Source organism: Paenibacillus sp. GQ49 (genome assembly GCF_059759055.1).
The window spans coordinates 18,321-40,846 of sequence record NZ_JCAXEL010000012.1; the positions used below are offsets into that span (position 1 = coordinate 18,321).

Annotated in this window: 24 protein-coding genes; 9 read left to right on the plus strand and 15 right to left on the minus strand. The window is 48.0% G+C overall.

The annotated features are described in order from the left end of the window. Positions 1-85: 85 nt before the first annotated feature. A complete protein-coding gene (locus tag AC6CIF_RS19820; protein WP_498201274.1) occupies positions 86-1,141 on the minus strand; it encodes a lactonase family protein in 1,056 nt (351 codons plus the stop codon). 240 nt (positions 1,142-1,381) lie between these two features. On the opposite strand from AC6CIF_RS19820, the gene AC6CIF_RS19825 reads away from it, so the two are divergent. Continuing rightward, positions 1,382-2,242 carry an AraC family transcriptional regulator gene (locus AC6CIF_RS19825; protein ID WP_498201275.1) on the plus strand — a complete coding sequence of 287 codons (861 nt, stop codon included), beginning with the start codon at positions 1,382-1,384 and terminating at the stop codon, positions 2,240-2,242. A 145-nt stretch (positions 2,243-2,387) separates the two neighbouring features. Continuing rightward, positions 2,388-3,068 (plus strand): S-layer homology domain-containing protein, encoded by a 681-nt coding sequence (locus AC6CIF_RS19830; RefSeq protein ID WP_498201276.1) that lies wholly within the window; start codon positions 2,388-2,390, stop codon positions 3,066-3,068. 127 nt (positions 3,069-3,195) lie between these two features. Here AC6CIF_RS19830 and AC6CIF_RS19835 read toward each other — a convergent pair whose 3' ends face one another. The 3 genes from AC6CIF_RS19835 to AC6CIF_RS19845 all read right to left on the minus strand — a co-directional run bounded on the left by AC6CIF_RS19835 (position 3,196) and on the right by AC6CIF_RS19845 (position 4,552). Continuing rightward, positions 3,196-3,822, minus strand: coding sequence for a nitroreductase family protein (locus AC6CIF_RS19835; RefSeq protein ID WP_076215923.1), 627 nt, complete (start codon positions 3,820-3,822; stop codon positions 3,196-3,198). Positions 3,823-3,890: 68 nt separating this feature from the next. Beyond that, positions 3,891-4,022 (minus strand): hypothetical protein, encoded by a 132-nt coding sequence (locus AC6CIF_RS19840; RefSeq protein ID WP_256704329.1) that lies wholly within the window; start codon positions 4,020-4,022, stop codon positions 3,891-3,893. Positions 4,023-4,087: 65 nt separating this feature from the next. After that, a complete protein-coding gene (locus AC6CIF_RS19845; protein WP_091038227.1) occupies positions 4,088-4,552 on the minus strand; it encodes an RrF2 family transcriptional regulator in 465 nt (154 codons plus the stop codon). Positions 4,553-4,982: 430 nt separating this feature from the next. Between AC6CIF_RS19845 and AC6CIF_RS19850 the strand changes: the two genes are divergently transcribed. The 4 genes from AC6CIF_RS19850 to AC6CIF_RS19865 all read left to right on the plus strand — a co-directional run bounded on the left by AC6CIF_RS19850 (position 4,983) and on the right by AC6CIF_RS19865 (position 7,501). Then, positions 4,983-5,714: an MBL fold metallo-hydrolase gene (locus AC6CIF_RS19850; RefSeq protein WP_498201277.1), complete on the plus strand. Its 732-nt coding sequence runs from the start codon at positions 4,983-4,985 to the stop codon at positions 5,712-5,714. Next, the gene (locus tag AC6CIF_RS19855) at positions 5,711-6,283 is read left to right on the plus strand and encodes a TetR/AcrR family transcriptional regulator (protein WP_498201278.1); all 573 of its coding nucleotides are present in this window, start codon (positions 5,711-5,713) and stop codon (positions 6,281-6,283) included. The genes AC6CIF_RS19850 and AC6CIF_RS19855 overlap by 4 nt, the downstream gene beginning before the upstream one ends. A 161-nt stretch (positions 6,284-6,444) precedes the next feature. Continuing rightward, entirely contained in the window at positions 6,445-7,008 is a 564-nt protein-coding gene (locus tag AC6CIF_RS19860; protein WP_405171428.1) for a sigma-70 family RNA polymerase sigma factor, read from the plus strand. Continuing rightward, a complete protein-coding gene (locus tag AC6CIF_RS19865) occupies positions 6,998-7,501 on the plus strand; it encodes a DUF3600 domain-containing protein (RefSeq protein WP_498201279.1) in 504 nt (167 codons plus the stop codon). The genes AC6CIF_RS19860 and AC6CIF_RS19865 overlap by 11 nt, the downstream gene beginning before the upstream one ends. Positions 7,502-7,640: 139 nt before the next feature. Here the strand turns inward: AC6CIF_RS19865 and AC6CIF_RS19870 are convergent, their stop codons facing one another. The 3 genes from AC6CIF_RS19870 to AC6CIF_RS19880 all read right to left on the minus strand — a co-directional run bounded on the left by AC6CIF_RS19870 (position 7,641) and on the right by AC6CIF_RS19880 (position 9,519). Continuing rightward, positions 7,641-8,771: a hypothetical protein gene (locus tag AC6CIF_RS19870; protein ID WP_498201280.1), complete on the minus strand. Its 1,131-nt coding sequence runs from the start codon at positions 8,769-8,771 to the stop codon at positions 7,641-7,643. Between the two features lie 58 nt (positions 8,772-8,829). Next, positions 8,830-9,258 (minus strand): hypothetical protein, encoded by a 429-nt coding sequence (locus AC6CIF_RS19875; protein ID WP_498201281.1) that lies wholly within the window; start codon positions 9,256-9,258, stop codon positions 8,830-8,832. 108 nt (positions 9,259-9,366) lie between these two features. Continuing rightward, positions 9,367-9,519 (minus strand): hypothetical protein, encoded by a 153-nt coding sequence (locus tag AC6CIF_RS19880; protein WP_179088577.1) that lies wholly within the window; start codon positions 9,517-9,519, stop codon positions 9,367-9,369. Between the two features lie 217 nt (positions 9,520-9,736). Between AC6CIF_RS19880 and AC6CIF_RS19885 the strand changes: the two genes are divergently transcribed. After that, on the plus strand, positions 9,737-10,222 hold the full coding sequence (locus AC6CIF_RS19885) for a CcdC family protein (protein ID WP_176873064.1): 486 nt from the start codon (positions 9,737-9,739) through the stop codon (positions 10,220-10,222). A gap of 120 nt (positions 10,223-10,342) precedes the next feature. Here the strand turns inward: AC6CIF_RS19885 and AC6CIF_RS19890 are convergent, their stop codons facing one another. From AC6CIF_RS19890 to AC6CIF_RS19905, 4 genes are all read right to left on the minus strand, one after another. Then, positions 10,343-11,356, minus strand: coding sequence for an NADP-dependent oxidoreductase (locus tag AC6CIF_RS19890; RefSeq protein WP_076215938.1), 1,014 nt, complete (start codon positions 11,354-11,356; stop codon positions 10,343-10,345). A gap of 174 nt (positions 11,357-11,530) precedes the next feature. Further along, entirely contained in the window at positions 11,531-12,277 is a 747-nt protein-coding gene (gene map, locus AC6CIF_RS19895) for a type I methionyl aminopeptidase (RefSeq protein WP_211084250.1), read from the minus strand. 631 nt (positions 12,278-12,908) lie between these two features. Continuing rightward, positions 12,909-13,730, minus strand: coding sequence for a serine/threonine protein kinase (locus AC6CIF_RS19900; protein WP_256704331.1), 822 nt, complete (start codon positions 13,728-13,730; stop codon positions 12,909-12,911). A gap of 135 nt (positions 13,731-13,865) precedes the next feature. Continuing rightward, positions 13,866-14,549, minus strand: coding sequence for a hypothetical protein (locus AC6CIF_RS19905; protein WP_498201282.1), 684 nt, complete (start codon positions 14,547-14,549; stop codon positions 13,866-13,868). 548 nt (positions 14,550-15,097) lie between these two features. On the opposite strand from AC6CIF_RS19905, the gene AC6CIF_RS19910 reads away from it, so the two are divergent. Continuing rightward, the gene (locus AC6CIF_RS19910) at positions 15,098-16,051 is read left to right on the plus strand and encodes an L-lactate dehydrogenase (protein ID WP_076215946.1); all 954 of its coding nucleotides are present in this window, start codon (positions 15,098-15,100) and stop codon (positions 16,049-16,051) included. A 137-nt stretch (positions 16,052-16,188) separates the two neighbouring features. Here the strand turns inward: AC6CIF_RS19910 and AC6CIF_RS19915 are convergent, their stop codons facing one another. Further along, a complete protein-coding gene (locus AC6CIF_RS19915) occupies positions 16,189-18,897 on the minus strand; it encodes a PAS domain-containing hybrid sensor histidine kinase/response regulator (protein ID WP_498201283.1) in 2,709 nt (902 codons plus the stop codon). A 582-nt stretch (positions 18,898-19,479) separates the two neighbouring features. Here AC6CIF_RS19915 and AC6CIF_RS19920 point away from each other — a divergent pair. Continuing rightward, positions 19,480-20,040, plus strand: a complete 561-nt coding sequence (locus tag AC6CIF_RS19920; protein WP_076215950.1) for an acyltransferase — start codon at positions 19,480-19,482, stop codon at positions 20,038-20,040. A 93-nt stretch (positions 20,041-20,133) separates the two neighbouring features. Here AC6CIF_RS19920 and AC6CIF_RS19925 read toward each other — a convergent pair whose 3' ends face one another. The 3 genes from AC6CIF_RS19925 to AC6CIF_RS19935 are packed head-to-tail and all read right to left on the minus strand — an operon-like array spanning position 20,134 to position 22,497. After that, positions 20,134-20,868 carry an ABC transporter permease gene (locus AC6CIF_RS19925; RefSeq protein WP_498201284.1) on the minus strand — a complete coding sequence of 245 codons (735 nt, stop codon included), beginning with the start codon at positions 20,866-20,868 and terminating at the stop codon, positions 20,134-20,136. 1 nt (position 20,869) lies between these two features. After that, a complete protein-coding gene (locus tag AC6CIF_RS19930) occupies positions 20,870-21,586 on the minus strand; it encodes an ABC transporter permease (protein WP_036672187.1) in 717 nt (238 codons plus the stop codon). Continuing rightward, positions 21,583-22,497, minus strand: a complete 915-nt coding sequence (locus AC6CIF_RS19935) for an ABC transporter ATP-binding protein (protein WP_036672188.1) — start codon at positions 22,495-22,497, stop codon at positions 21,583-21,585. The genes AC6CIF_RS19930 and AC6CIF_RS19935 overlap by 4 nt, the downstream gene beginning before the upstream one ends. Between the last annotated feature and the right edge of the window lie 29 nt (positions 22,498-22,526).

Below are 22,526 nucleotides of genomic sequence, written 5' to 3' on the forward strand. Positions count from 1 at the left end.
GAACGATTCCCATGTTCGCATAAAAAGCCTAAAAAAGCTGTAAAACCATGTGTTTCTCCATGATTTCACAGCTTATAGACAACTTTTATACCACAGGCGCAATACATACCGGACGAGGCAGTTCCAGCTTGAACCCGTTATGCGTCAGACGGCCGTCTTCTTCACTGATCTGGAAACCTACGAGGTTATTGCTGTCCTGATTCGCCACAACCAGAATCCCACCTGGCAAAATATTAAAGTTACGCGGTGTCTGCCCAATCGTGGACGTCCACTCTACGGCTTCCAACTCACCGCTCTCCTGATCAATATGATAGAGTACGATGCTGTCATCTCCCCGATTGGATGCATACAGGAAACGTCCACATGGAGATACGCGGATGTCTGCAGCCGTCCCCTCTCCTTTATGCCCTTCTGGAAGTGTCGAGATGTGCTGCACCGTAGTGAACTCCCCTCTACGCTCATCGTACAGGAATGCCGTAACCGTGTTGTTCAATTCGTTGATTACATATGCCCACTTCGAGTTGGGATGGAACACAAGATGCCTTGGCCCTGCGCCTGGTGGCTGGTCCATCTCACGATGGGTAACCAGACGTCCCTCTTCCAACCGGTACACAATGATCTGATCCAGACCGAGGTCACATACGACAGCATACTGCCCGGACGGATCTGGTTGAATGGAGTGTGCATGCGGCCCTTCCTGGCGTTCTTCGTTGATTCCACTTCCCGTGTGCTCCACCCATGCACTCATCTCACCAAGCGTCCCCTGATCGCCAACCGGGAATACATTGACACTGCCGCTGCTATAGTTGGATGAGAACACCCACTGACCATCCGTGGAGACAGACACATAACATGGAGAAGCCCCTCTGGTCTGTTTTCGATCCATCAGGTGCAGCTCACTCGTTGCCGCATCTCTCCGATAGACCAGTACCTCTCCCTCGTCCTTCTCACTCGCCACATACAGACAGTTTCCATCCGGGCATAGCGCCAGATAAGACGGATTATCCACACCATCCATGTGATTGACGATTCGCATCTCTCCTGTATCCGCATTCAACGCACATAGGAATATTCCGGGTTCATCCGCTGACGCATACGTACCTGTATAGAAAAACGTTTCCTGAGTTGTGACTGGTTCCATAACTATATCTCTCCCTTATCCTATATATTCACTGTTCTGATTCTTCACACTGGTATGTACTTACCCAATTCACGGGCAATTGCTTCACTTCCTGTCCTATAACGTGGCTTTCTAAATCGATAACAACCCCGGTGTGCGCTCTCATATCTGTCATTGACTCCCTTATCGCCTCTCACCATAATACAAAGTATGAGACCTAACAACAGACCACCCCTACAGCGTAAATCTGACGGATTTCGTATGCAAAAACTCATTGTGCTTCCGGACTCCCTGCTGCAAGAAACCGCAGCTTATCCAGTCACGTCCGGATTATATGTTACTGATATCGGTTACTTTCACGAAGCGGAGCATCATTACCGTGACCGTCCCGATGGTTGTGAGTCACACATTCTGATGTACTGTGTCCAAGGCACAGGCTGGTATACGATGGATGGCAGCAAGACATATGATGTCAGCCCAGGGAACCTCGTTGTATTACCTGCATATGTCCCTCATGTGTATGGTGCCAACACAGCAGAACCATGGAGCATCTTCTGGATTCATCTGCGCGGGGAACACGCTTTAACCTACATAGAACCCTTGTTAACTCATCATATTACTACCATGCCACCAGCCAAGGCTCAAAAATGGCTTGAGCTGTTCCATGAATGTTACGGCGCGTTAGAGACGGGTTACTCCATACAGGCGATGACGTATGCCTCCCAGATTATCGGTTATATGCTTGGTATGCTGGCTTATGGACCGGAGACGACAGGGACAGATGGTGGGATCGTGAGCAGCAAACGGGCGGCTGAACAATCCGTTCAATATATGCTGGAGCACCTGGAGAATGGAATCACCCTCAAGGAACTGGCGGCACACGCGCGGCTGTCTGTCCCTCATTACTCTCAGTTATTCAAACAAGCTACGGGGCATTCGCCCATCGATTATTTCCTGCGGCTTAAGATTCAGCATTCCTGCCGCTATCTGGATTTTACCGATTGGACCGTGAAGCAGATCAGTTCCGAGCTTGGATTCAAGGACCCGTACTACTTCTCCCGTCTGTTCAGCAAAATGATGGGGCGTTCACCCACGGATTATCGAAATAAATCCAAAGGTTAAAGGTAGTGTCTTCACTTAGCCCTATCTGAATAATTATGAATTCAGTTGGAAAATTCCAGCAACCTTTTGAACAAAAGGGTCGTCTATAGGGGCAAATAACTTTTATATAAAGGGATCATCCCTGGAAAAGTGAGGCGCACCTATCATGAAAAATATACTTGCTACATTAACTGCGGGAGCTCTGCTCACGCTGTCTCTGAGTGCAGGCCCGATCAACGCTGCGCAAGCCCAATTCACGGATATTCAAGGTATCGCAGGAGCAGACAAAATTGAATCTCTCCATCAGGATGGATTCATCAAAGGCGTGAGCGACAGCTTGTTCAAACCTGAACTGGAGTTAAATACCGCTCAGGGCATTCAACTGATTGCGGACGGCCTGAATCTGAATCTGGACACGATTCGTTTTATCAAAATGCCGGTACCAAGTGACTACTTCTCTGCTGTAAAAGATGGCGTATGGTACAGTGATGCATTTATCCGTGCACAATATAATGGCATTCAGATGTCACAGGATATCGATCCGTCCAAACCGCTTACTCGTGAACAATTCACACTGTTCCTGATGCAAGGCATCGAGGCCAAAGGCGGTCTGCCGATGATTAATATCAAACCTGTGGACATTACCGACGAACAGGAACTTACGCCAGAGTATCAAGGTGCCGTTCAGCGTTCACTCGTTCTCAAAATCAATGAACTGGATGCCGACGGAAACTTCAATCCCAAACAAACGATTACTCGCGCCGAAGCAGCAGTGATGATGTATAACGCAATTGAGTACATGGAATCGTTCCACGCACCACAAATCCCGGAGACACCTGAGAAGTAATCATTTCATGGTGGAAGCAGTATGCCAAACGGCCGCACCTTCCCTCAACAGGAAAGTGCGGCCGTTTGTATTATACCGTTATTTATACCTATATCACTGATGCAATCATCAGATTTAACTTTCAAACTTAGAAAGAACCTTTAACAACAACCTCAGACAACGGTAAACGTCCTGACGGGCGAGCTGGCTGTGCAGCTTTACCTACAGTAATCAACAACGTTGGCACAAATCGTGCAGGAATGTTGAATGTTTCGATCAGTTTTTGTGGATTATATCCACCGATTGGACATGTATCGTAACCCAGGGAGCGTGCAGCAAGCATAATATTTTGGGAAGCAAAAGATGCATTGCGGATCGCTTCATCGCGAGCGATTTGCGGGCTTTGGTAAGCACCGTTGATCTGTCCAACCAATGCATCACGAACCTCAGCAGTCAGTGCGCCTGCTTCAACAGCTTGGTCGTAGATTACTGTGTTACGGTTTGCTTCCAAGTCTCCGAGAACAGCAATCGTAACCGAACTTTCCACGATCTGACTTTGACCGTAAGCAACTGGCAGCAATTTCGCTTTGTCTGCTTCGGATTCAATCACGAGGAATCTCCAGTGTTGCAGGTTCCATGAAGATGGTGCTTCCGCTGCTGCTGTCAGAATCGCATTGAGATCAGCTTCAGGCAATTCAAAACCTTTTTCGTACTTTTTGACAGCATGGCGTTCGCTAATAACGCGAAGTGTTTCATTTTTTTCAATGCCTGACATGTGTTCCACTCCCCAGAATCTAGTTTGTTTATACTTCTTTTACTTTCGCAAGGTGATCTTGAAGAATACTACTCTACCAAGGATTTGCCTTCCGAAAATAACATCAGCGCAGATAATCTCTCCCCATCTGTGTTCACGTTATGCCCGGAATCGCCTGAGAACATCAATGGATCTTTCACCGGAGCACACGCCAATGCCATAACTTGTCCACCATGCCTGACTAAACCAAGGCCATGTCGTGAAGGACCATTCGTTGTGGACTCCGTCAGGACTTCTCCTTTGCAGGCAATCCATTCAGCGACAAGGTTATCGCTTCCCCATGACCTATACGCTCTTTCACATCCTGAATGGATATACGGTCAAAATAAGCGCTGAGCGCCTCTTCGCCTCCGTTATATATGTTCCCCATCACATCCTGCATATTGGAAGATACCACGCACGATGAACCGGACTCCCCTGAGCACCAATTGGGACCGAGTGAGCCACCAGCTACCAGTCTGTACAATTCTCCAAGCTTGATCTCTTCACTTGGACGGCTAAGCAAGTACCCACCATGAGCACCTTCCTTTGTCGTCAGGTAACCATGCTTGCGCAGAACACTAAGTACCTTACGGACTCTGGCCGGGTGTGTACCCACACTCTGGGACAAATCTTCACTATTGGCCATACACTCATCTCTCATCGACAGAAAAACAAGACAATGCACCGCTATGGTAAATTCGCTGTTCATAACTTACTCCTTCCCGGCTTACAACACCGATGAACTCCAACCCAAGGTAAGTATAACTGTCATTATATGAATAACAGTTATGTTTGTCAACTTTCAACCAGGATGGAGATCAAACGTGATTTTTCCTGTTATACCAATACTTACAGCTCATCAACACAATTAAGCTAGGATTAAGATCCCGTCTTCATTCTAATCTAAAAAGACAAAAAAAGTGAGCCTTCCGCTACGCGGAGGGCTCCAATAAGATAGACATATGAAAGGGCTTACGTGATTATTATAATCGGTAATCTTCAATTTGAAAACGCTTTTTTTGTAAAGTGCATCATTATTTAAAATTTTTTTTATTTGAATAAAATAAACAACAAGTATTGCTAAAACTAATGCCATTAGTTATTATACTAATACCATTAGTTTTAAGGAGGGTTTAACGATGCGTATTAACCGAGAATTTGATGTCGTTCAAGTTACGTTTTTCCCAAGACTCTTCCCTGTGAACGTATACCTGGTTGAAGAGGAAGATGAATTAACCCTGATTGATGCCGGAATACCGGTCAGTTTTAAGGGAATTTTGGCAACTGCCCAGTCCCTTGGGAAGCCCATTACCAAGATCATTCTGACTCACGCTCATAGCGACCATATTGGTGCGTTGGATCGTCTCAAAGAGGCACTGCCCCAAGCCGAGGTCTTCATCTCCAGACGGGATGCCCGGCTATTGGCGGGTGATACTACCCTTCTTCCCGGTGAGCCGCAAACCCCGGTACGCGGCGGGGTGCCTAAGCCCAAAGCGGTGCGCACCCAGCCAAACCACTTGCTGGATGAAGGTGACCAGGTTGGTTCACTGGTCGCCATTGCCTCACCAGGACATACGCCGGGGCATATGTCCTTCATGGATACGCGCAGCCGCGTGCTCATCGCTGGCGACGCGTACCAGCTGCAAGGCGGCCTTGCCGTATCCGGCCGCGTGCGTCCGCTCTTCCCGTTCCCCGCGCTGGCGACGTGGAACCGCGAAGCGGCTCTGGCCAGCGCGAAGCGCCTGGCGGAGCTGGAACCGGCCGTGCTGGCTGTAGGCCACGGACGGATGCTGCGCCAGCCCGCGGCCGCCATGCGCGCGGCAACCGCTGATGCACAGCAGCGGTTTGATCTTGCCGGGGGGCAACTATGAGCCCCCGGCAAGGGCTGGATCGCGGCGCTCTGCTCAGCGCCGCGGCCCAGCTTGCTGACAGCGACGGCTTTCAGGCGCTGACACTCGCCGCGTTGGCACAGCGGCTGGATGTGCGCTCGCCGTCGCTCTACAACCACATCAGCGGACTTCCCGGGCTTCGCCAGGAAATGGCGCTGATGTCCGTGCAACAGCTTAGCCGCACATTAACCGCGGCTACGGCTGACCGCACAGGCGACGATGCCATTCAGGCCATCGCTGCGGCATACATTGGCTTCGTCCGCGAGCACCCCGGGCTGTACGAAGCCTCATTTCATGCCCCGGATCGCGAGGAGCCACAGCTCGCCGCGGCTAGCACAGCCACGCTAGAGTTGCTGCTGCACAGCTTGCAGCCCTACCCGCTAACCGAAGCGGAAGCATTGCATGCCGTTCGTGGTTTACGCAGCCTCTGCCATGGATTCGCCTCCATTGAGGCACAGGGCGGCTTCGGCATGAACTTTGATCCGGACGAAAGTCTGCGTCTGACCGTATCCGCCTTCCTGCACGGACTCCGGCATCTTCACAAGAACTAGTAAGTCCGTAGTATGTCCATAACTCCTGGACAATCGCGTATGAAAAAATGGCATTCAACTGGGAGTTTCTAGAAAGTATCGTCAAAAAAATTGTTCTTTTACTGAACCTTTTTCCCCACGGGAGCGAATTAAGAGTTGTAACACGTTCAGGAGGGGCCCCTATGAATGAAAAAGAGTTACTTCCGTGGCTTGAAAAAGCAACATTGGGCGACGAGTCAGCCTTTGAGCTTGTCTATGAGGCGACTCACCAAGACGTCTATCGTACGGTTGCTTTTCTCGTTTACAACAAACAGGATATTGAGGATATTGTGAATGAAGTTTACATGCGCATGTGGAAGTCGTTTCACAAGTACGACCAAAACCGGCCATTCCGGTTTTGGTTACACGGAATCACTGTCCGTCTCGTCCAAGATTGGAAAAGAAAGACCTGGCGGCGAATTCGCCTCTTTGAACGAAACCGTCAGATGACTTGTGAACAACTCGACTGGACGGACAAAGCTGTCCTAAAGTTCGAAATGCAACATGAACTGTTCAGCCTTGTCCGACAGTTGTCATACAAACTACGTGTGGTCGTCATCCTGCGCTATTTTCATGACTATGCTCTGGAAGAAATCGCAGATATGTTGCAGATTCCTATTGGCACAGTGAAATCCAGACATCATCTGGCACTGAAACAACTCCGGAAGCGTTTCGAAAGGACGGGAGGAGATGTGTATGTCCATTGACAAGGAATTGCGCGAAGAGCTTCGTCAGACGGCAGATTTGATGCATTGCCCACCCGAGTTGTATGGAAGTGTCCGACAGTCTTATCAAGACTATGTGAATGAAAAGAGAGGTAAACCTCCTATGAAAAAACGCATGCTAGCAGGTATTGCCGCAGTAGCAATCCTGATACCCTCTGTCGCAGTTGCTGCTTCCTATCTGGCCGATGATATTTTCGGTTCTTCTGCGGTCATTGAACAGCGCGGTGGTACACAGGAAGATTACCAAGCGATTGAAGGAATGCTTCAAGCTGCAAAAGGGAAGCTTACGGAGGACGAATTCAAGGAATATATGGAGCTGACCAAGCAGTTGGTGCAATTAAAGCTGAAGATGACCGATGAAAATGGGGTCAAACATGAGGAGAAGTTGACCAAAGAAGAGCAGCAGCAGTTTGAACAACTTGCTTCCAAGCTGGCTCCGTACTTCGAGAAGATTAACGAGACTACCAAGCCGTAAGAAAATGGAAAAGGGACACATCCGCTATGGATCGGTCCCTTTTTGCACACATTATATGAGATATAATATTCTACTAACGGAAAATCTAATATGTACATCTCCCGTTCCTCTCCATCGGAACGGTTTCTCTACAACCACCCTACGGCCATTGCTGCCGTCCATCCTGCACTTCATTCAAAATATGCTTCATCACGGGCACGTACACCTTCCAGTAGAACATGTCTGGAATATCTTTCTGATCTGGCGTAAGCTTGGACCGGACGACCTCCCATCCCCGGATTCGGCGCCAGAAGGAATAATGCTTCATCTCTCCGTATGACCCTGCCATGTAATACGACCGATTATAGTCGTCGTAGCGGACAAGTGCAGCAAATTCCGCAGGAATTCCTGCATCCACCAGCTTCTGCTCGCCTGTCTCCGTAAGATCCGTCTTATACCAGGCCAGTATGGAATTCTTCTGTTGCGGCACAATGATATCGAACCAGCCATTGTAATGTATATCCTGGGTTATACCGCTCCAATCGCTGCCTTCCGGTGTAAATGCAATCTGTATATTGCCTGTCTTCACATCCGGACCTTTCTCCAGTACCATGACCTGTCCATCCATATGTATCAGCAGCATACCTGCTCCGCGATAATGCCATTTCTTCTTCTCCTGCTGCTCATAGTGCGCCCTAACCCAGCGGGGTACTTCTTCTATACTTTGCAGATTAGATACCGATTTCCCCTGCCATCCACTGCTGTCCACACCCAAGATGGGGTATAGCTGCTCTCTTGTCATCTTGGAAGCCGTATTCGCCAATGCACTGTATTCGGCAACAATCGTCACGCCTTTATACGCAGCCTCGCGAATCTTCTGCACATCATATATTGTTAATCCTTCATAGATTTCGTCTTGCTTCCGTTCATTCTTGTGTGCAGACAGACTACTCCGATTCGCCGTCAGATAGATCAGATCCGTGTCCGTCACCTCATCAGGCAACAATCGCTTCATCCGAGGAAGCCCGTCCTGAAGATCATAGCCGTAATAATCCTCTTCATAGGAATAGTGTTCCCCTGTTTGCTGTACGATCTTCTGCTGATTCAGCAGCCAGACCAATCCCTTGTGCCCCTGATAGGACTGGTCAGGTCTGCTCTTGTCAATAATCATGATGTTCAGTGGAACCGGGGCCTGAGATTGCCACATAATCCAGGGGACAACCAGCACCACCGATACCACTGTAAAACAAGCCAGCGTCCACATCGTGGCTGGCCTGTAACTTTTTTTCATGAAGCGTATTCCTCCTTGCTCTGTTCCAAGGTATTGTCAGGATCGGTCGGTCGTTAGATTACCCTAATCCATGTCTGCTGTCCTTTTCCTCTGCCTTCCACAATCCCATAGCCTGCAACATGCCATATATACGAGATATGTTATTCAGCGGTCTGAACCAGAACGTCTCCGTGCATGCATACAACAGCAGACGTGTAACCTCTCGGGACGTATATGCCTTGCGTGAACACCATATTTTGAACATCACCACACTTGCGGACAACAAGGAACCATAGAGGGTCAGTAGCAGAACGAGAATGATGCATAGGTTAATATCCACCCACTGTAGCCCTATGCCTGAGATGAACAGCAAAATCACTCCCAGTTCCATCACAGGCCCCAACAATTCGATCAAAATAAAATACGGGATGGATACCACCCCCATCCAGCCATAGGCCGGATTGAAGATCATGCTCCGCTGAGTCCATAGACTGCTTGCAAGCTGCATGTGCCAACCGATACGCTGTCTGCACAGCTGACGCCATGTACCGGGTACTTCTACCCTGCAGATCGGATCGGGAATGTATATAATACGACCACGTTCCGGAGTGTGCTGTTATGCGTTAAAACCGTAGATAACCAACAAAAAAGCTAGTACACTTGCACATACAAGGCTGACCACATGTACCAACCAATCTGTATTACCTGCAAGCCACCCACTATGATGTGAGCCGATAAGCTTGATATACATCCATTGTTGTCCAATCATTGCATGATTTCCCCTTAATCGAATAAACAGCCTTACAACGGGCACAATAATACAAAATTTTCAAATACACCCTGTGAATACATATCGGGTATATGATACACTAAGCTTTCTATCGGCTTTCTGCGTTTGTGATATAATAGGAACTGAAAATTCCGGCAATTCGTATTGGGTTCCGGATCTCCGGATAACATATTATTCCAGAAAGAGGGAGTTCTACGTGGCTCAAATCAGTCCGTACTACCTGCAAATCGGAGCAACCGTGGGCATGCTTGTCATGGCACTGCTTGCCATCTTCATCCGCATGAAAGCCAGTCACAGACCGGTGACCATTCGTAAAATCCTCATTCCTCCGCTCGGCATGAGCACAGGATTTCTCATGTTTGTTGTACCGGAGACTCATGTTCCTCTACTCTGGGCATTCATTGCGTTTCTGGTGGGCTGGTTCCTTTTTTCCTATCCCCTCATTCGCAGTACACGGTTTGAACGAGTAGGTGAAGAAATTTTTGCCACACGTTCTCGCAGCTTTGCTTTTATCTTGCTTGGATTGTTGGCCGTACGCCTGATCCTGCATGAAGTCATTCAGCGATATGTAAGTATTCCGCAAACAGGCGGATTGTTCTTCCTGCTGGCTTTTGGCATGATTGTACGCTGGCGTGTATATATGTACAAACACTACAAAGAAGTGCTGGTCGCCGAACACTAGTCACCCTACATAGACCACGCACAGATTTACAGATAAAAAAGACACGTTCTGCTGCACCCTCGGTGTGCAGAACGTGTCTTTTCGTTTTCAACCTAATTGTACATGTAAACCATTCAATATCTATTCAGGATCTGCAACCTTAACCAGTTGCTTGCCCAGATTATCTCCCGAGAAGAGGCCCATGAATGCTTCCGGCGTCTGTTCGAACCCGTCCACAATGTTTTCTTCATACTGGATATGACCTTCCTTGATCCATTTCGCCAACTTGGCACGGCCTTCTTTGAAGGATTTCGTATAGTCACCCAGCAGGAAACCTTTCATTAATGCTGTATTTGTTAACAGCAACGTCTGTGGCCGCATCCCGATATCCGGTTTCTCCAGATTATAGGACGAGATCTGACCGCATAACGGAATACGTGCATTCCGATTGATGTGGCGCAAGACTGCATCCGAGATGTCACCGCCCACATTGTCAAAGTAGACATCTACGCCATCCGGGCAAGCCCGTTCAATGGCCGCTGACATATCCTGTTCCTTCTTGTAATTCAACACCACGTCGAAGCCCAGCTTTTCTTTCAAATAAGCGCATTTCTCATCAGAGCCTGCAATACCAACCACGCGTGCTCCTACAATTTTACCAATCTGACCTGCAATCATGCCTACCGCTCCGGCTGCTCCCGATACAACGACCGTTTCGCCGTCCTTCGGTTTGCCGATGTCCTCCATACCAAAATAAGCCGTCAGACCCGTCAGGCCCAGCGCACCGAGGTAAGCCGTGATTGGTGCTTCTTCGGTATCAATTAGCGAAAGATCAGCCGTATTCACTGCGGCATATTGCTGCCAGCCCCACATACCGGATACGAGATCTCCTTTGCGCAGATTGGGTTCCGAAGATTCCACAACCTGTCCAATGGCTCCACCCTTGATCACTTCATTTAACGCGTACGGTGCAGCATAGGATTTTGTATCTTTCATGCGGCCCCGCATGTATGGATCAACCGACAAATATAATGTACGTACCAGAACTTGCCCAGCTTCCGGTTCAGGAAGAGGTGCATCAATGAAGTTGAAATTCTCTCTGGATGGGGCACCTTCGGGACGAGAAGCAAGTACGATCTGTTTATTTAAAGACACCAAAATTACCTCCTTGTTGCCAAGTGGACGCAAGGTTAACCCTTGTCAGCTGAGATCACTTACCACTGGCTCTGTGTTATCACTTCTTAATAGTTTAAACCGAAACAGGCGGTTCACAAACGTGGGCCGCCTTGAAATATGCAAATATCGTCACATTGTAGCTGCTTTTGGCTATTATTGTGCTGTCAAAATCACTGGACCATCCGCCGTAATCGCAATCGTATGTTCATACTGGGCAGACAGACTTCCATCCAAAGTACGCGCAGTCCATCCATCTGAATCCAGCTTACTTCGGAACGTACCAATATTCAGCATCGGTTCGATCGTAATAACCATGCCTTCCTTGAGACGCGGACCCCGATGAGGCGGACCGTAGTGAGGGACTTGTGGTTCCTCATGCATCTTCTCACCAATACCGTGTCCAATAAACTCACGCACAACCGATAGGCCTTCACCTTCTGCATACACTTGAATCGCATTGGAGATATCTCCGATCCGGTTGCCCACCACGGCAAGTTCAATGCCTTTGTACAGAGAGTTTTTGGTTACATCCAGCAGATGTTGTGCTTCCGGAGTCACTTCACCTACGGCATATGACCAAGCCGAATCCGCCAGCCAGCCATTCAGATTAACGACCATGTCGATTGTAACGATATCGCCGTCTTTCAGTGCATATTTTCCCGGAAACCCGTGACAGATCACATCATTAACCGACGCACATGTCGCATATTGGTATCCGTTATATCCCTTTTGTTCCGGTGTAGCGCCATTTTTCTTCATAAAAGCTTCTGCAAACTGGTCGATCTCCTGTGTCGTAATGCCTGGACGAATCATCTTTGCAATTTCTCTATGGCATGCGGCGAGAATTTCTCCGGCTTTTTTCATATATTCAATCTGTTCTTTGGTCTTTAATGTAATCATAATAACTACTCCTGTCCGTTAAAATCTTATCCTGTCCTCTATTGTAACGCTAAACACTCAAAATAAAAAATTCCGTGCAATCAGCAACATCCTATTATACGCCAAGCTCCTGTCCAATGAATACAATTATCCATGAAAAAATCGAAACTCCTTCCGATCTAGCCACGTATATGCTTAAAACAGTTGAAGTCGAAAGGGTGAAAGCTCATGTTCAAAAAGATTATCGGCAAACTTATCGATTCCAAATCTTCATCTCACCGCAAACGTCATAGCTCCTCAGACAGGCGCTCATATAAACGTCACAGCAGCTCCTCAGGCAAGCGTTCCTACAAGCGCTATTCTTCTTCAGATGTGAAATACCGGGATAGCCGTAGTGGCTCCGGGTATTACAAAAGCAGAAAATATAGCTCCAGCTAAGCGGCTTTCACGACTGCTTTTAAAGAGTAATGATCACACCAGCTTATTGGACGCTACAATAAATGAATATGTAATAAAGGGGTGTTCGCCAACCGTACTTACGGCCAGCAGAACACCCCTTTATTGTTTCTATATAGCAAAAGGAAAAAGACCCCTACAGATATCATACGAAGAGGTCACGGATAACTAGTATAGGTCCGCCTACAGAGCTATTTCATTGTAATCTCAGCAACACTTTCTCAATCTCTGCCTGTAACTCTGTCGCCCCACCCTCATAACCTGGACGGAGTCCAAGGAGTCGCTCCAACATCTGGTGCAATTCCGGCGTAAGCTTAAGTTCCTCCTGCCAGCTGGCGGGTTCACGGCCCTTCTCCGGCTCATAAGCCGAATACAGCATAAAGAGAAGAAAGTGGCCGATATCCTGCAAATCATGATCCGGTGTAGCCGGTTCATCTTCAGGCTCAGGGACTTCACGCATACGTCGCTTTAGCTCCGGCAACAACGGCTCCCCCAAGCGTCTCGCCAGGCCAAAGTCAATCAGATGCACCGTCCCTTCACGTAAAATAACATTGGGAATCCGCACATCTCCATGAATATATCCCTGCTCATGCACATGAGCCACCGGAGCCAGCAGTTGACCTGCCAATTCCAGACATTCCCGCTCCGTATATTGAAGACCTTGCTCAAATATGCAATCTTCCAGCGTCTGTCCACGAATATACTCGGTAACGATATAACTTCGTCTCCCGGATGTGAACACATCCAATAGATCAGGGATCGCCGGATGATGCAGACGTCTCATCACGTCCGCCTCCCGCTCCAACAGGTGCGCAGAGAGTCTCCCCTTGCTAGGCTTGGACTCCTTCAGCGCCACTTCCCTGCCGTTCTGGTCATCTGTACACAGGTATGTCAGCCCATAGCTCCCCATACCCAGCAATTCCTGTATTGTATAACGCTCAGCAATGGTCATGCCTTCCCGCCGAGGACGATCCATCCATAATCCGAGCAATCTTTGCCAACTTCGTCGCAGCTCCACAGATCCTCCCACGCCAGCTTCCTGACCCACTCAGTCTTTATCTATACTGAGCAGTCCGTTGCCAGTCTTCATGTTGTATGGAGCTTATTATATCAGGCCCATAATGCAAAATCACGATGAGCAAGAGCCTGTCATTCAAGCTTCCTTATGCTTCTTGGGCAGGAACCCGAACAACATACGCAGGGATACTCCTTTTGGTTTACGTTTTCTTCCCTGGAAACTGCGCAGATTGGTTACGAGTTCACGATCCCGCTCCTCTTCCAGCTTCTCATTCATCCACAGGCGCTGTTTCTCCATCTGTTCCTGGAGCGCCATATGTGTCTCCGCCAGATGCTGAAGGGTCAGTTCCAGTTCATCGACCCGCTGTTGCAGCAGCTGTACCCGATCATCCTGCTGCTGTTCTACAGCACCATAAGTCACCTCACTTACCAGTTGCCCCAGACCTTCATAGGATCTCAGATTACCCATTATTTCAGGTTCTTCAGGGAGTACAGATGACATGACTGTCGCTGCACATTCCGTCTCTGACAGACCTTCAATTCCCACCACTGGTTCATTTACTTCTACTGCAGCTACAGGTACTTCTGGAGCCAATACAGTCACCACAGCATCAGCCAGGGGGAGATTATGCTCCCTGAGTTCAGTCATCAGGCGTTCAATGCACTCGATGTCGTCGGACTTGAATAGTCTGGATTTGTTGGCGGACCGTTCGAACCGGTATCCCTGTTCTTCCAGTGCCGCCGCATATTTACGAAGAGTACTGGCACCTATGCCCAGGCTCTTGGCCGTTTCCGTCGTTGCTCCTGCTTCTTCAATCATGATTAATTCCCTCCCGGAATGAAGTCTTTTGGGAATCCATTTCATAATACGTTTAGTGAGTTATGAAATGGATTCTTGGATAAAAACATTATGGCTTCAGCGTTCCTTTTTGGAACCGTCATCGGATCGGGGCAACCTGTCTCATGGATCAAGTATGCTTATCTTTTGCTTGTCCGTATGTATTCGTCAGCTCCTCAGCAGATCCCTTTGGCGGTTTTGTTCTGTTTCTGCGGATTCCTAAGAAGTTTTGTCAGGTATATGATCCGCACAAATAACCCCCAATCCGACAACAAGCATGAATGCTGTCATGTCGAATGACACAGGTGCAAACGCCGTCAAATCTTATGATTATGAATTATTCATGTCAATTTTGTTAACTCCTTTACTCCAATACGCTCCCGCGATAGCGGATATCATTGCTGCACAGCTTTTCCATGTGTTATCTTATGTAACGTAGAAGTGCATTCCAGCATAAAATGAAGGACTATACTTAACATAGAACGCATGAGTAACGGATAAATATCAATCTAAATGGGGGCTGAACGGCAGTGTTAGGCAAATCAGGCAAAGTAGCGGTGATCGGGGCGGGTCTTGTCGGTTCGAGTTGTGCGTATTCCATGATTAATCAATCGATATGCAGGGAAATTATGATGGTGGACCGGACGTATGACCGTGCTGTAGCACAGGCACTGGATTTTTCCCATTGTATGGACTTCACACATAACCGCACCAAGGTATATGCAGGCACGTATGCCGATTGTGGCAATATGGATGTTATTGTCTTAACTGCCGGGGCGAATCCCAAGCCAGGACAGACACGGCTGGATATTCTGGAGGAAGCGGAATCGATTACCAAAGACATCGTGGTCCCGATCATGAACAGTGGATTTAACGGGATTTTTGTCGTCGCTGCCAATCCGGTTGACATAGTAACTTATATGGTATGGAAATTATCTGGTCTTCCGAGGGAGCATGTCATCGGCACTGGGACGTCCATTGACTCTTCAAGGCTCAAAACACTGCTGTCTGAAGTCTTCTCCATCGATCCACGCAGTGTGCACGGTTATGCTCTCGGGGAGCATGGAGAATCCCAGTTTGTGGCCTGGTCGCATGTGACCATCGGTGGTAAACCGATTATGCACATTATGGATCAGCACAAGGAGCGCTTCAAACATCTGGATCTGGATGATATCGCACGCAAAACAAAGGATGCCGGCTGGGAGATCTTTACCCGTAAAGGTTCTACCCAATTCGGAATCGGAAATGCCCTCGCGCACATCACTCGTTCCATCCTCAATGACGAACACAAGATCATCGCCGTATCGGCTATTCTGGACGGAGAGTACGAGCAACACAACGTTTGCGTCGGTGTTCCTGCAATCATCGGTGGCAATGGTATTCAAGAGATTATCGAATTGAATCTGGATGCAACAGAACGTGAGAAATTCAACAATTCCTGTGAAATCTTATCTGGTAACATTAATCGCCTGACATTGGTATAAGCCATTCGTGTACAACTCCACGCTGTATGCTTAGGCTCAACTTCAAAAGCCTGCCAACGCAAACATGCCAATAACACTCCATGCGAGGAGTCTTATTGGCATGTTTGCGTTTATTATTTTCACAATCGAGTTGTTGTTCAATTCGGTGCAAGTTGAGGTTCGTCCCTTGGCCCCCATTGCTGTAACACCCGCTTCAACTCACTCAGCATAACCGGTTTGCTAATAAAATCACGCATACCAATCTCCAGACAAGCTTCCTTATCTTCCCGTTTGGCATTGCCTGTAACTGCGATGATTGGAGGTATGCGATCTTGTGGAATTAAGCGGTGTAACAGGTCTGTCGCCTTTAGTCCATCCATCACAGGCATATGAATATCCATCAAGACAATATCATAAGCATTCTGAGAGATGGCATCAATTGCCTCCACACCATTAGTACACACATCTGCCTGGTATCCGAGCTTCTCCAGATATTCTCGCAAAATCTTCCGGTTCACCGGATGATCCTCCGCCACCAGAATACGCATGGCGACCTTATCACTCTGACGTGTACGATCATGATGGAACTGACTTGCTGTCTGTTCTGCTGAAGCATCTACACTCGCCGCAGGAACAGCAAACCGGAAGGTTGAGCCTTCCCCTTCTATACTCTCGACACTGATACTGCCTCCCATGATCTCCACGAGTCGCTTGGAGATGACCAGTCCCAATCCGGTACCACCATACTTCCGGTTAATCACCGGATGTAGTTGAGAGAAGGACTGAAACAACTGATCCAGCTTGTCAGCAGGGATGCCAATCCCCGTGTCTTGCACCGCAAAATCAAGAACGCTGTCTTCAGGCTTTCTGCCCTTGATAATATCCACGTTAACATCAATGCTTCCCTGATCTGTGAACTTGAGCGCATTGCCAACCAAGTTCACCAGAATCTGCCGGATACGTATGGCATCACCGACCATGAACTCAGGGATGCTCGGATTGAGGCGATATCTGATCTCCAGATGTTTCTCATCTGCACGCGGTTTAAACAGTTCGGCGACCTGTTCCAGCATCTTGCGTAATGCAAATGGTTCATAAGCCAGTGCCATTTTCCCGGATTCCAGCTTACTGAAGTCCAAAATATCATTAAGGATGTTCAGCAGAGCATCACCGCTGTCTCGAATAATCTCGGCATATTCACGCTGTTCTTCCGATAAATCGGTACCGATCAACAATTCTGTCATCCCCACGATCCCGTTCATCGGTGTACGGATCTCATGGCTAACCATCGACAGAAATTCCGACTTGGCCTGAGCTGCCAGCTCAGCTGTCTCTTTGGCACGTACAATTTCACGTTCGCCAGTCACATCATTAAATACAACCACAGCGCCCTGAATCTGTCCCTGTTCAATAATCGGCGTCACCTGATACTGCACCAGAAAGCTGCTGCCATCTTTACGCCAGAACACATCTTCCTTGATTGAACGTATCTGTCCATCCAACACGGTCATGTGGATCGGGCATTCTTCTTGTGGCAAATGACTTCCGTCTGCACGGGTGTGATGGATGATGGGATGTGAGTTTTTGCCAATGAATTCTTTCGCCTCATAACCGAACATCGAAGCTGCTGCTGGATTCATAAACATGGTGATTCCATCCGCATCCAAACCAAATATTCCTTCCGTAACCGTGTTGAGAATCAGCTCATGTTGCTTGCTGAGCTCCTGAATCCGTTCCGTATATTCCTTGCGCTCGGTAATATCGGACACGATTCCATAGACGCCCACCATTTCCTTATCCACAATAATGGGCACATTTGTAACCGACACTTCAATCTTCCGACCCCTTGAATTGACGATTCGGGTCTCATAATATTGCGGATCGCCTTGCTTAACCTTGTCAAAGTTCGTTTGACCGTGTTGAACTTCACATTTATCCAGATTGAACAAAAACGATTTGCCAATAAGCTTATTGCGTGGAACATCCAGCATTTGGACCAGCTTGCTGTTCACCGCACTATATTCGCCATCCAGATTCAATGAATACACGGCCGCCGGGTTATGTTCGAACAACGATCTGTATCGCTGACGGCTTTCCCGAAGACGTCTGTCCGCATCCTTATGCTGGGTAATATCCCTGCTGATGCTTACAATCTGGACACTCTTTCCAGGCTCTCCAGCGACAGGTTTCGCCAATGTCTCCATCCAGATATAATGTCCCTTCTTGTGCAACACACGCATCTTGCAGCCATTGCCGATCTTGGAAAGATCCATAGGGTCCGGATAATCTCCCGGATAACAATAATCCTTGAAGGACTTTCCTATGACTTCCTCCGGCTTATAACCCAGTAAGGTGTACACGGAAGGGGAAACGTATAACAACTCGCCATCCGTAGCACAAGTTGTAATCAGATCTTGTGCATGGTCAGCCAGCACCTGATATTTCTCCTGTGCCTCCTTAAGCTCACGTTGCACTTTCAGGATATCGGTAACATCTTTGGCAATGCCGTATATGCCCACAACTTCATCACTCTCTGTGATAGGCACATACGTTATCTCTGCCTGTTTCAGGGAACCATCTTTATGATAAAAAGTAATGGGATTACTGACTGAACGTCCAGCCAGTACCTCTTTAATGTATTGTTTGCGTGAATTTTCACTGTCCGGAGGACAGATCTCACTCTGATTCATACGAATCAAGTCATCCAGTGTATACCCCGATATCCGCTCTACCGAGGGATTAGCATCAATATAGTTTCCATGGATGTCCATTACATAAATGGCATCCGGATGGTTAAAAAACAGTGATTGGTAAGAACTTCCCTCAGAAATAATGCGCTTCAGGGTTTCCGTTTTATTAACATCCAAGGCTTACCCCTCTTTTCTCAGCCAATATCTTCATCTAACAGCAGGGTTTAATTACCCCTCACTAAAATGGCCCTACCCTCGAATAACCATGTAAGCCTGCCTAGAAACAGCTTTTTTTATTTTACCAGATTCTCGTCTCATTTTAATTACAATCTATGATTCAATTCACATGATGTGTGAGGTGATACTTGGAATTTTGATATTACTCAGGAGGTAACTTCAAGGGAAGAAAAGTTATAAGGATCAATGTAAGCCTCTAACAAGCTTGAAGTTCAATTCCAAGTCAGCTGATCCTGGCAAATGGCTATACGATTTTCTAAAGAACTCAGGACATCTTATTTGGCGTCCATGCGCCCTTTGTAAATTTTAAAGAACATCAGACACCTTAATCCCCATAATCTCCTGACATAAACGCTGCAAACGGATGTTTCATTGGATATCCCGCCTGAAACAAAGCTTCTCAAAGAAAGAGAGATCATCTGCTCTTGCGATGCCTTGATATAAAATTAACGATACAATTTGTATCAAAAAGGCTATAATCGTTAAAAAACGTTTTTTGACTACGGAGAGGACGGATGAAGCATGCTGCCCAACAGATTTAAAATTGCTTACGGTAAACTAAGAGGCTTGGCCATCTTTGGTAAAATCCAGCCCTCTATGGGCCTGCTGCCACGAATCAGGGGTAAGGTTTATCTGAATAGATTGGGTGACTTGCAGGTAGGAAAGCGACTTAACATCATAGGCAAACCTTGGGGAACACAGTTAACCGTGGTCAAAGGCGCGCGATTAACGATTGGCGATGACGTCATGATTAATGCAGGAGTCGGGATCGCCGCTAACGTTGAAGTGACCATCGGCAATAACGTCATGATTGGTCCTCGAACAAGCATATTCGACAGTGCCTACCACCGAATTGATTCGCTGGATGACGGGAGCCAAACTGCCAAGCGGATTGTGATTCAGGATAATGCCTGGATTGGTACAGGTGCGCTTATTCTGCCCGGAGTGACCATTGGCAGAAATGCAGTTGTGGCAGCAGGAAGCACGGTGACCAAAGATGTACCCGAGAATACACTTGTAGCCGGGGCACCAGCCAAAATCATCCGGGAGTTGACCATTCATGATGGGTGGGTCAGACATTAGAAAAAATCCTCCTGAAGCATACATACAATAGAGCTTGCATGTTTTGCTTAAAGAGGATTTGGATCTACGATAACCAAGTGTGTATGGGATTATTCAGATTTCTTTTTTTGCAAAATACATCATGCCGATTCCAATAAAAATAACAGCACTGCCTCCAACAACCGCCAGCATCGTCATCAGTGGCACGTTGTAGGCTCCGAAACCTGCGCCGTCCACGGGTGTCATCAGAATCATCGGTTGTGCCCATGGATAATACGGCCCATATGTCGCCGAGTTTACAATGAGAAGATTTGGTATGGTCAATGCAAAATTCAGTGCGAGCGGTGCGGCAAAGCTGCTCCATACCAATGAAACGAACATCTGCAGGGCAGCCAGGGGTACGCAGGCCAGCAACCCAAGCAGCAGTTTTCCTACCAAGAATCCCCAAGGTACTGGCATCGTAATGCCGTGAATCATACCTGCCAGCAGAATGGACATCAGCAATAATACTTGCGTACCCGCCAGAAGCATGAGTACAATCGTCAATTTGCCTGCATATACACCTGAACGTGTGAGCGGTAAAACCAACATCTGCTTCCACCCTCCACCCGCATGTTCAAAACGGCAGACAAAGGACGTAAACACGCCAGTCAGCATCGGTAACAATAACAATCCGTGCAGGAAAACCATCGTGGTCATCAATACCTGCCAATTTCCCGATGGAGTGGACAACAGTCCGATGAGCAGCGCAATGAGTGGACTCAGCAGAATCAGGAGCCATATGGGGGACTTGCTCATTTTCAATCGTTCAGCGGACAAGATTCGGAAGTACGTTGTTGCAAAGCTCATATCAGGCCACATCCTTCCGGCTAAAATGCATCATACCCAGCAACAGGATTAATAACCCCAGACCTGCCCCCATGCCTGCATACAGGTATGGATTAGGCCCATTCCAGGCCATCTGTGCCCATGCGAGCGGAAAGATCGGTGAGATACTGAGTGAGAACATACCCGTTATCGCGAGAACGATGCCCAAGGTGACGGGAAGCGCCTGATTCTTGTTAACCATGGTGAGCCACAACTCCAGTGACAACACCGGAAGTGCACCAGCCAAAGGCAATAGCCCCAGCTTGATCGCATGTGTCCAAGGTATTTCGCTGGCATGGAATCCGAGGATCAGACCCAGACCCACAATGCCTGCGGTTAACAGCAGGCAGGAGATCACCAGCAGCACACAAGCAAGCAGGAACTTGGCTAAATACACGGCCGGTCTGGGAATCGGCATCGCGAGCAACTGTTTCCACGATCCCTGTTCATGTTCAACATTGGCGATCATGGAGCTGAGAATGGTTGCTCCCAGCATCAGAGACAAGGGCACAAAGACAACCACATTGCCGAGCAATCCGCCCCACAGGTTATCTGCATACTGCTCTTTCAGATAGTCCAGCCGTAAGCCAAAATTAAGCGCCTGCATCGCTGTCAATCCAAGAGGGGCCAGAAAAACAAGAAACCAGATCCCTTTCCCCCGAATCTTGAGCCAGTCTGACGATAATGCACGCCCGGTCATATGGAAGCCCCCTCGCCAATGACCCGCATGAACAGATCTTCCAGCGACTGACGCTGTTCCTCTACACGATACACATCATGATCCTGCTCAATTAATCGGCGCACAAGCAGTGCCACTGAACTGTTATCCATATAAGGGAACGTTAACGCAGAACCTTGTTGCTGACCAAATTGTCCCTGTTCTCTCGCCAGCTTCATAGCCTCTTCCGGCTCGGAAACCGTTAACCGGATAGAGCTGCCCGTCTGACTATGCAGACTTGCGATAGTATCCTGAAGCACCATCTTGCCTTCACGGATGATACCAACACGACTTGCCATCTGTTCAACTTCACTCAGCAAGTGGCTGGAAACCAGAACGGTAATGCCATGTTCCAGAGGCATGCGTTTGATCAGTTCCCGAATCTCCTGAATACCGGCAGGATCAAGCCCGTTCGTTGGTTCGTCCAGAATCAGCAGCTCCGGTTCACCCAGCAAAGCGCTGGCAATACCCAGACGTTGCTTCATCCCAAGGGAATACCCCTTCACTGAACGTTTGGCATCCTTGGTCAGATCTACAATGGACAGCACTTCAGCAATTCTTGATTTGGGTACATTGATGATGCGGCGCAAAGTTTCCAGATTCTCTACTGCGTTCAGATGTCCGTAATAGGACGGGTATTCGACCAAAGAGCCCACACGGCGCAAAATATCCATGCGATCCTTGCGGATATCCTTGTCAAAGACACGGATCACACCTTTGGTTGGTTTAATCAAGCCGAGAAGCATGCGAATCGTTGTTGTTTTACCGGCACCGTTGGGACCGAGGAAGCCGTAGATATCTCCCTTTTTAATATGCAGATCAAGTTCACGGACCGCTGCACGGTCCCGGTATGTTTTCCATAGATTAGCCGTTTGAATAATATTTTCACTCACTGTATGATCACCTCAGAACTATCGTAACC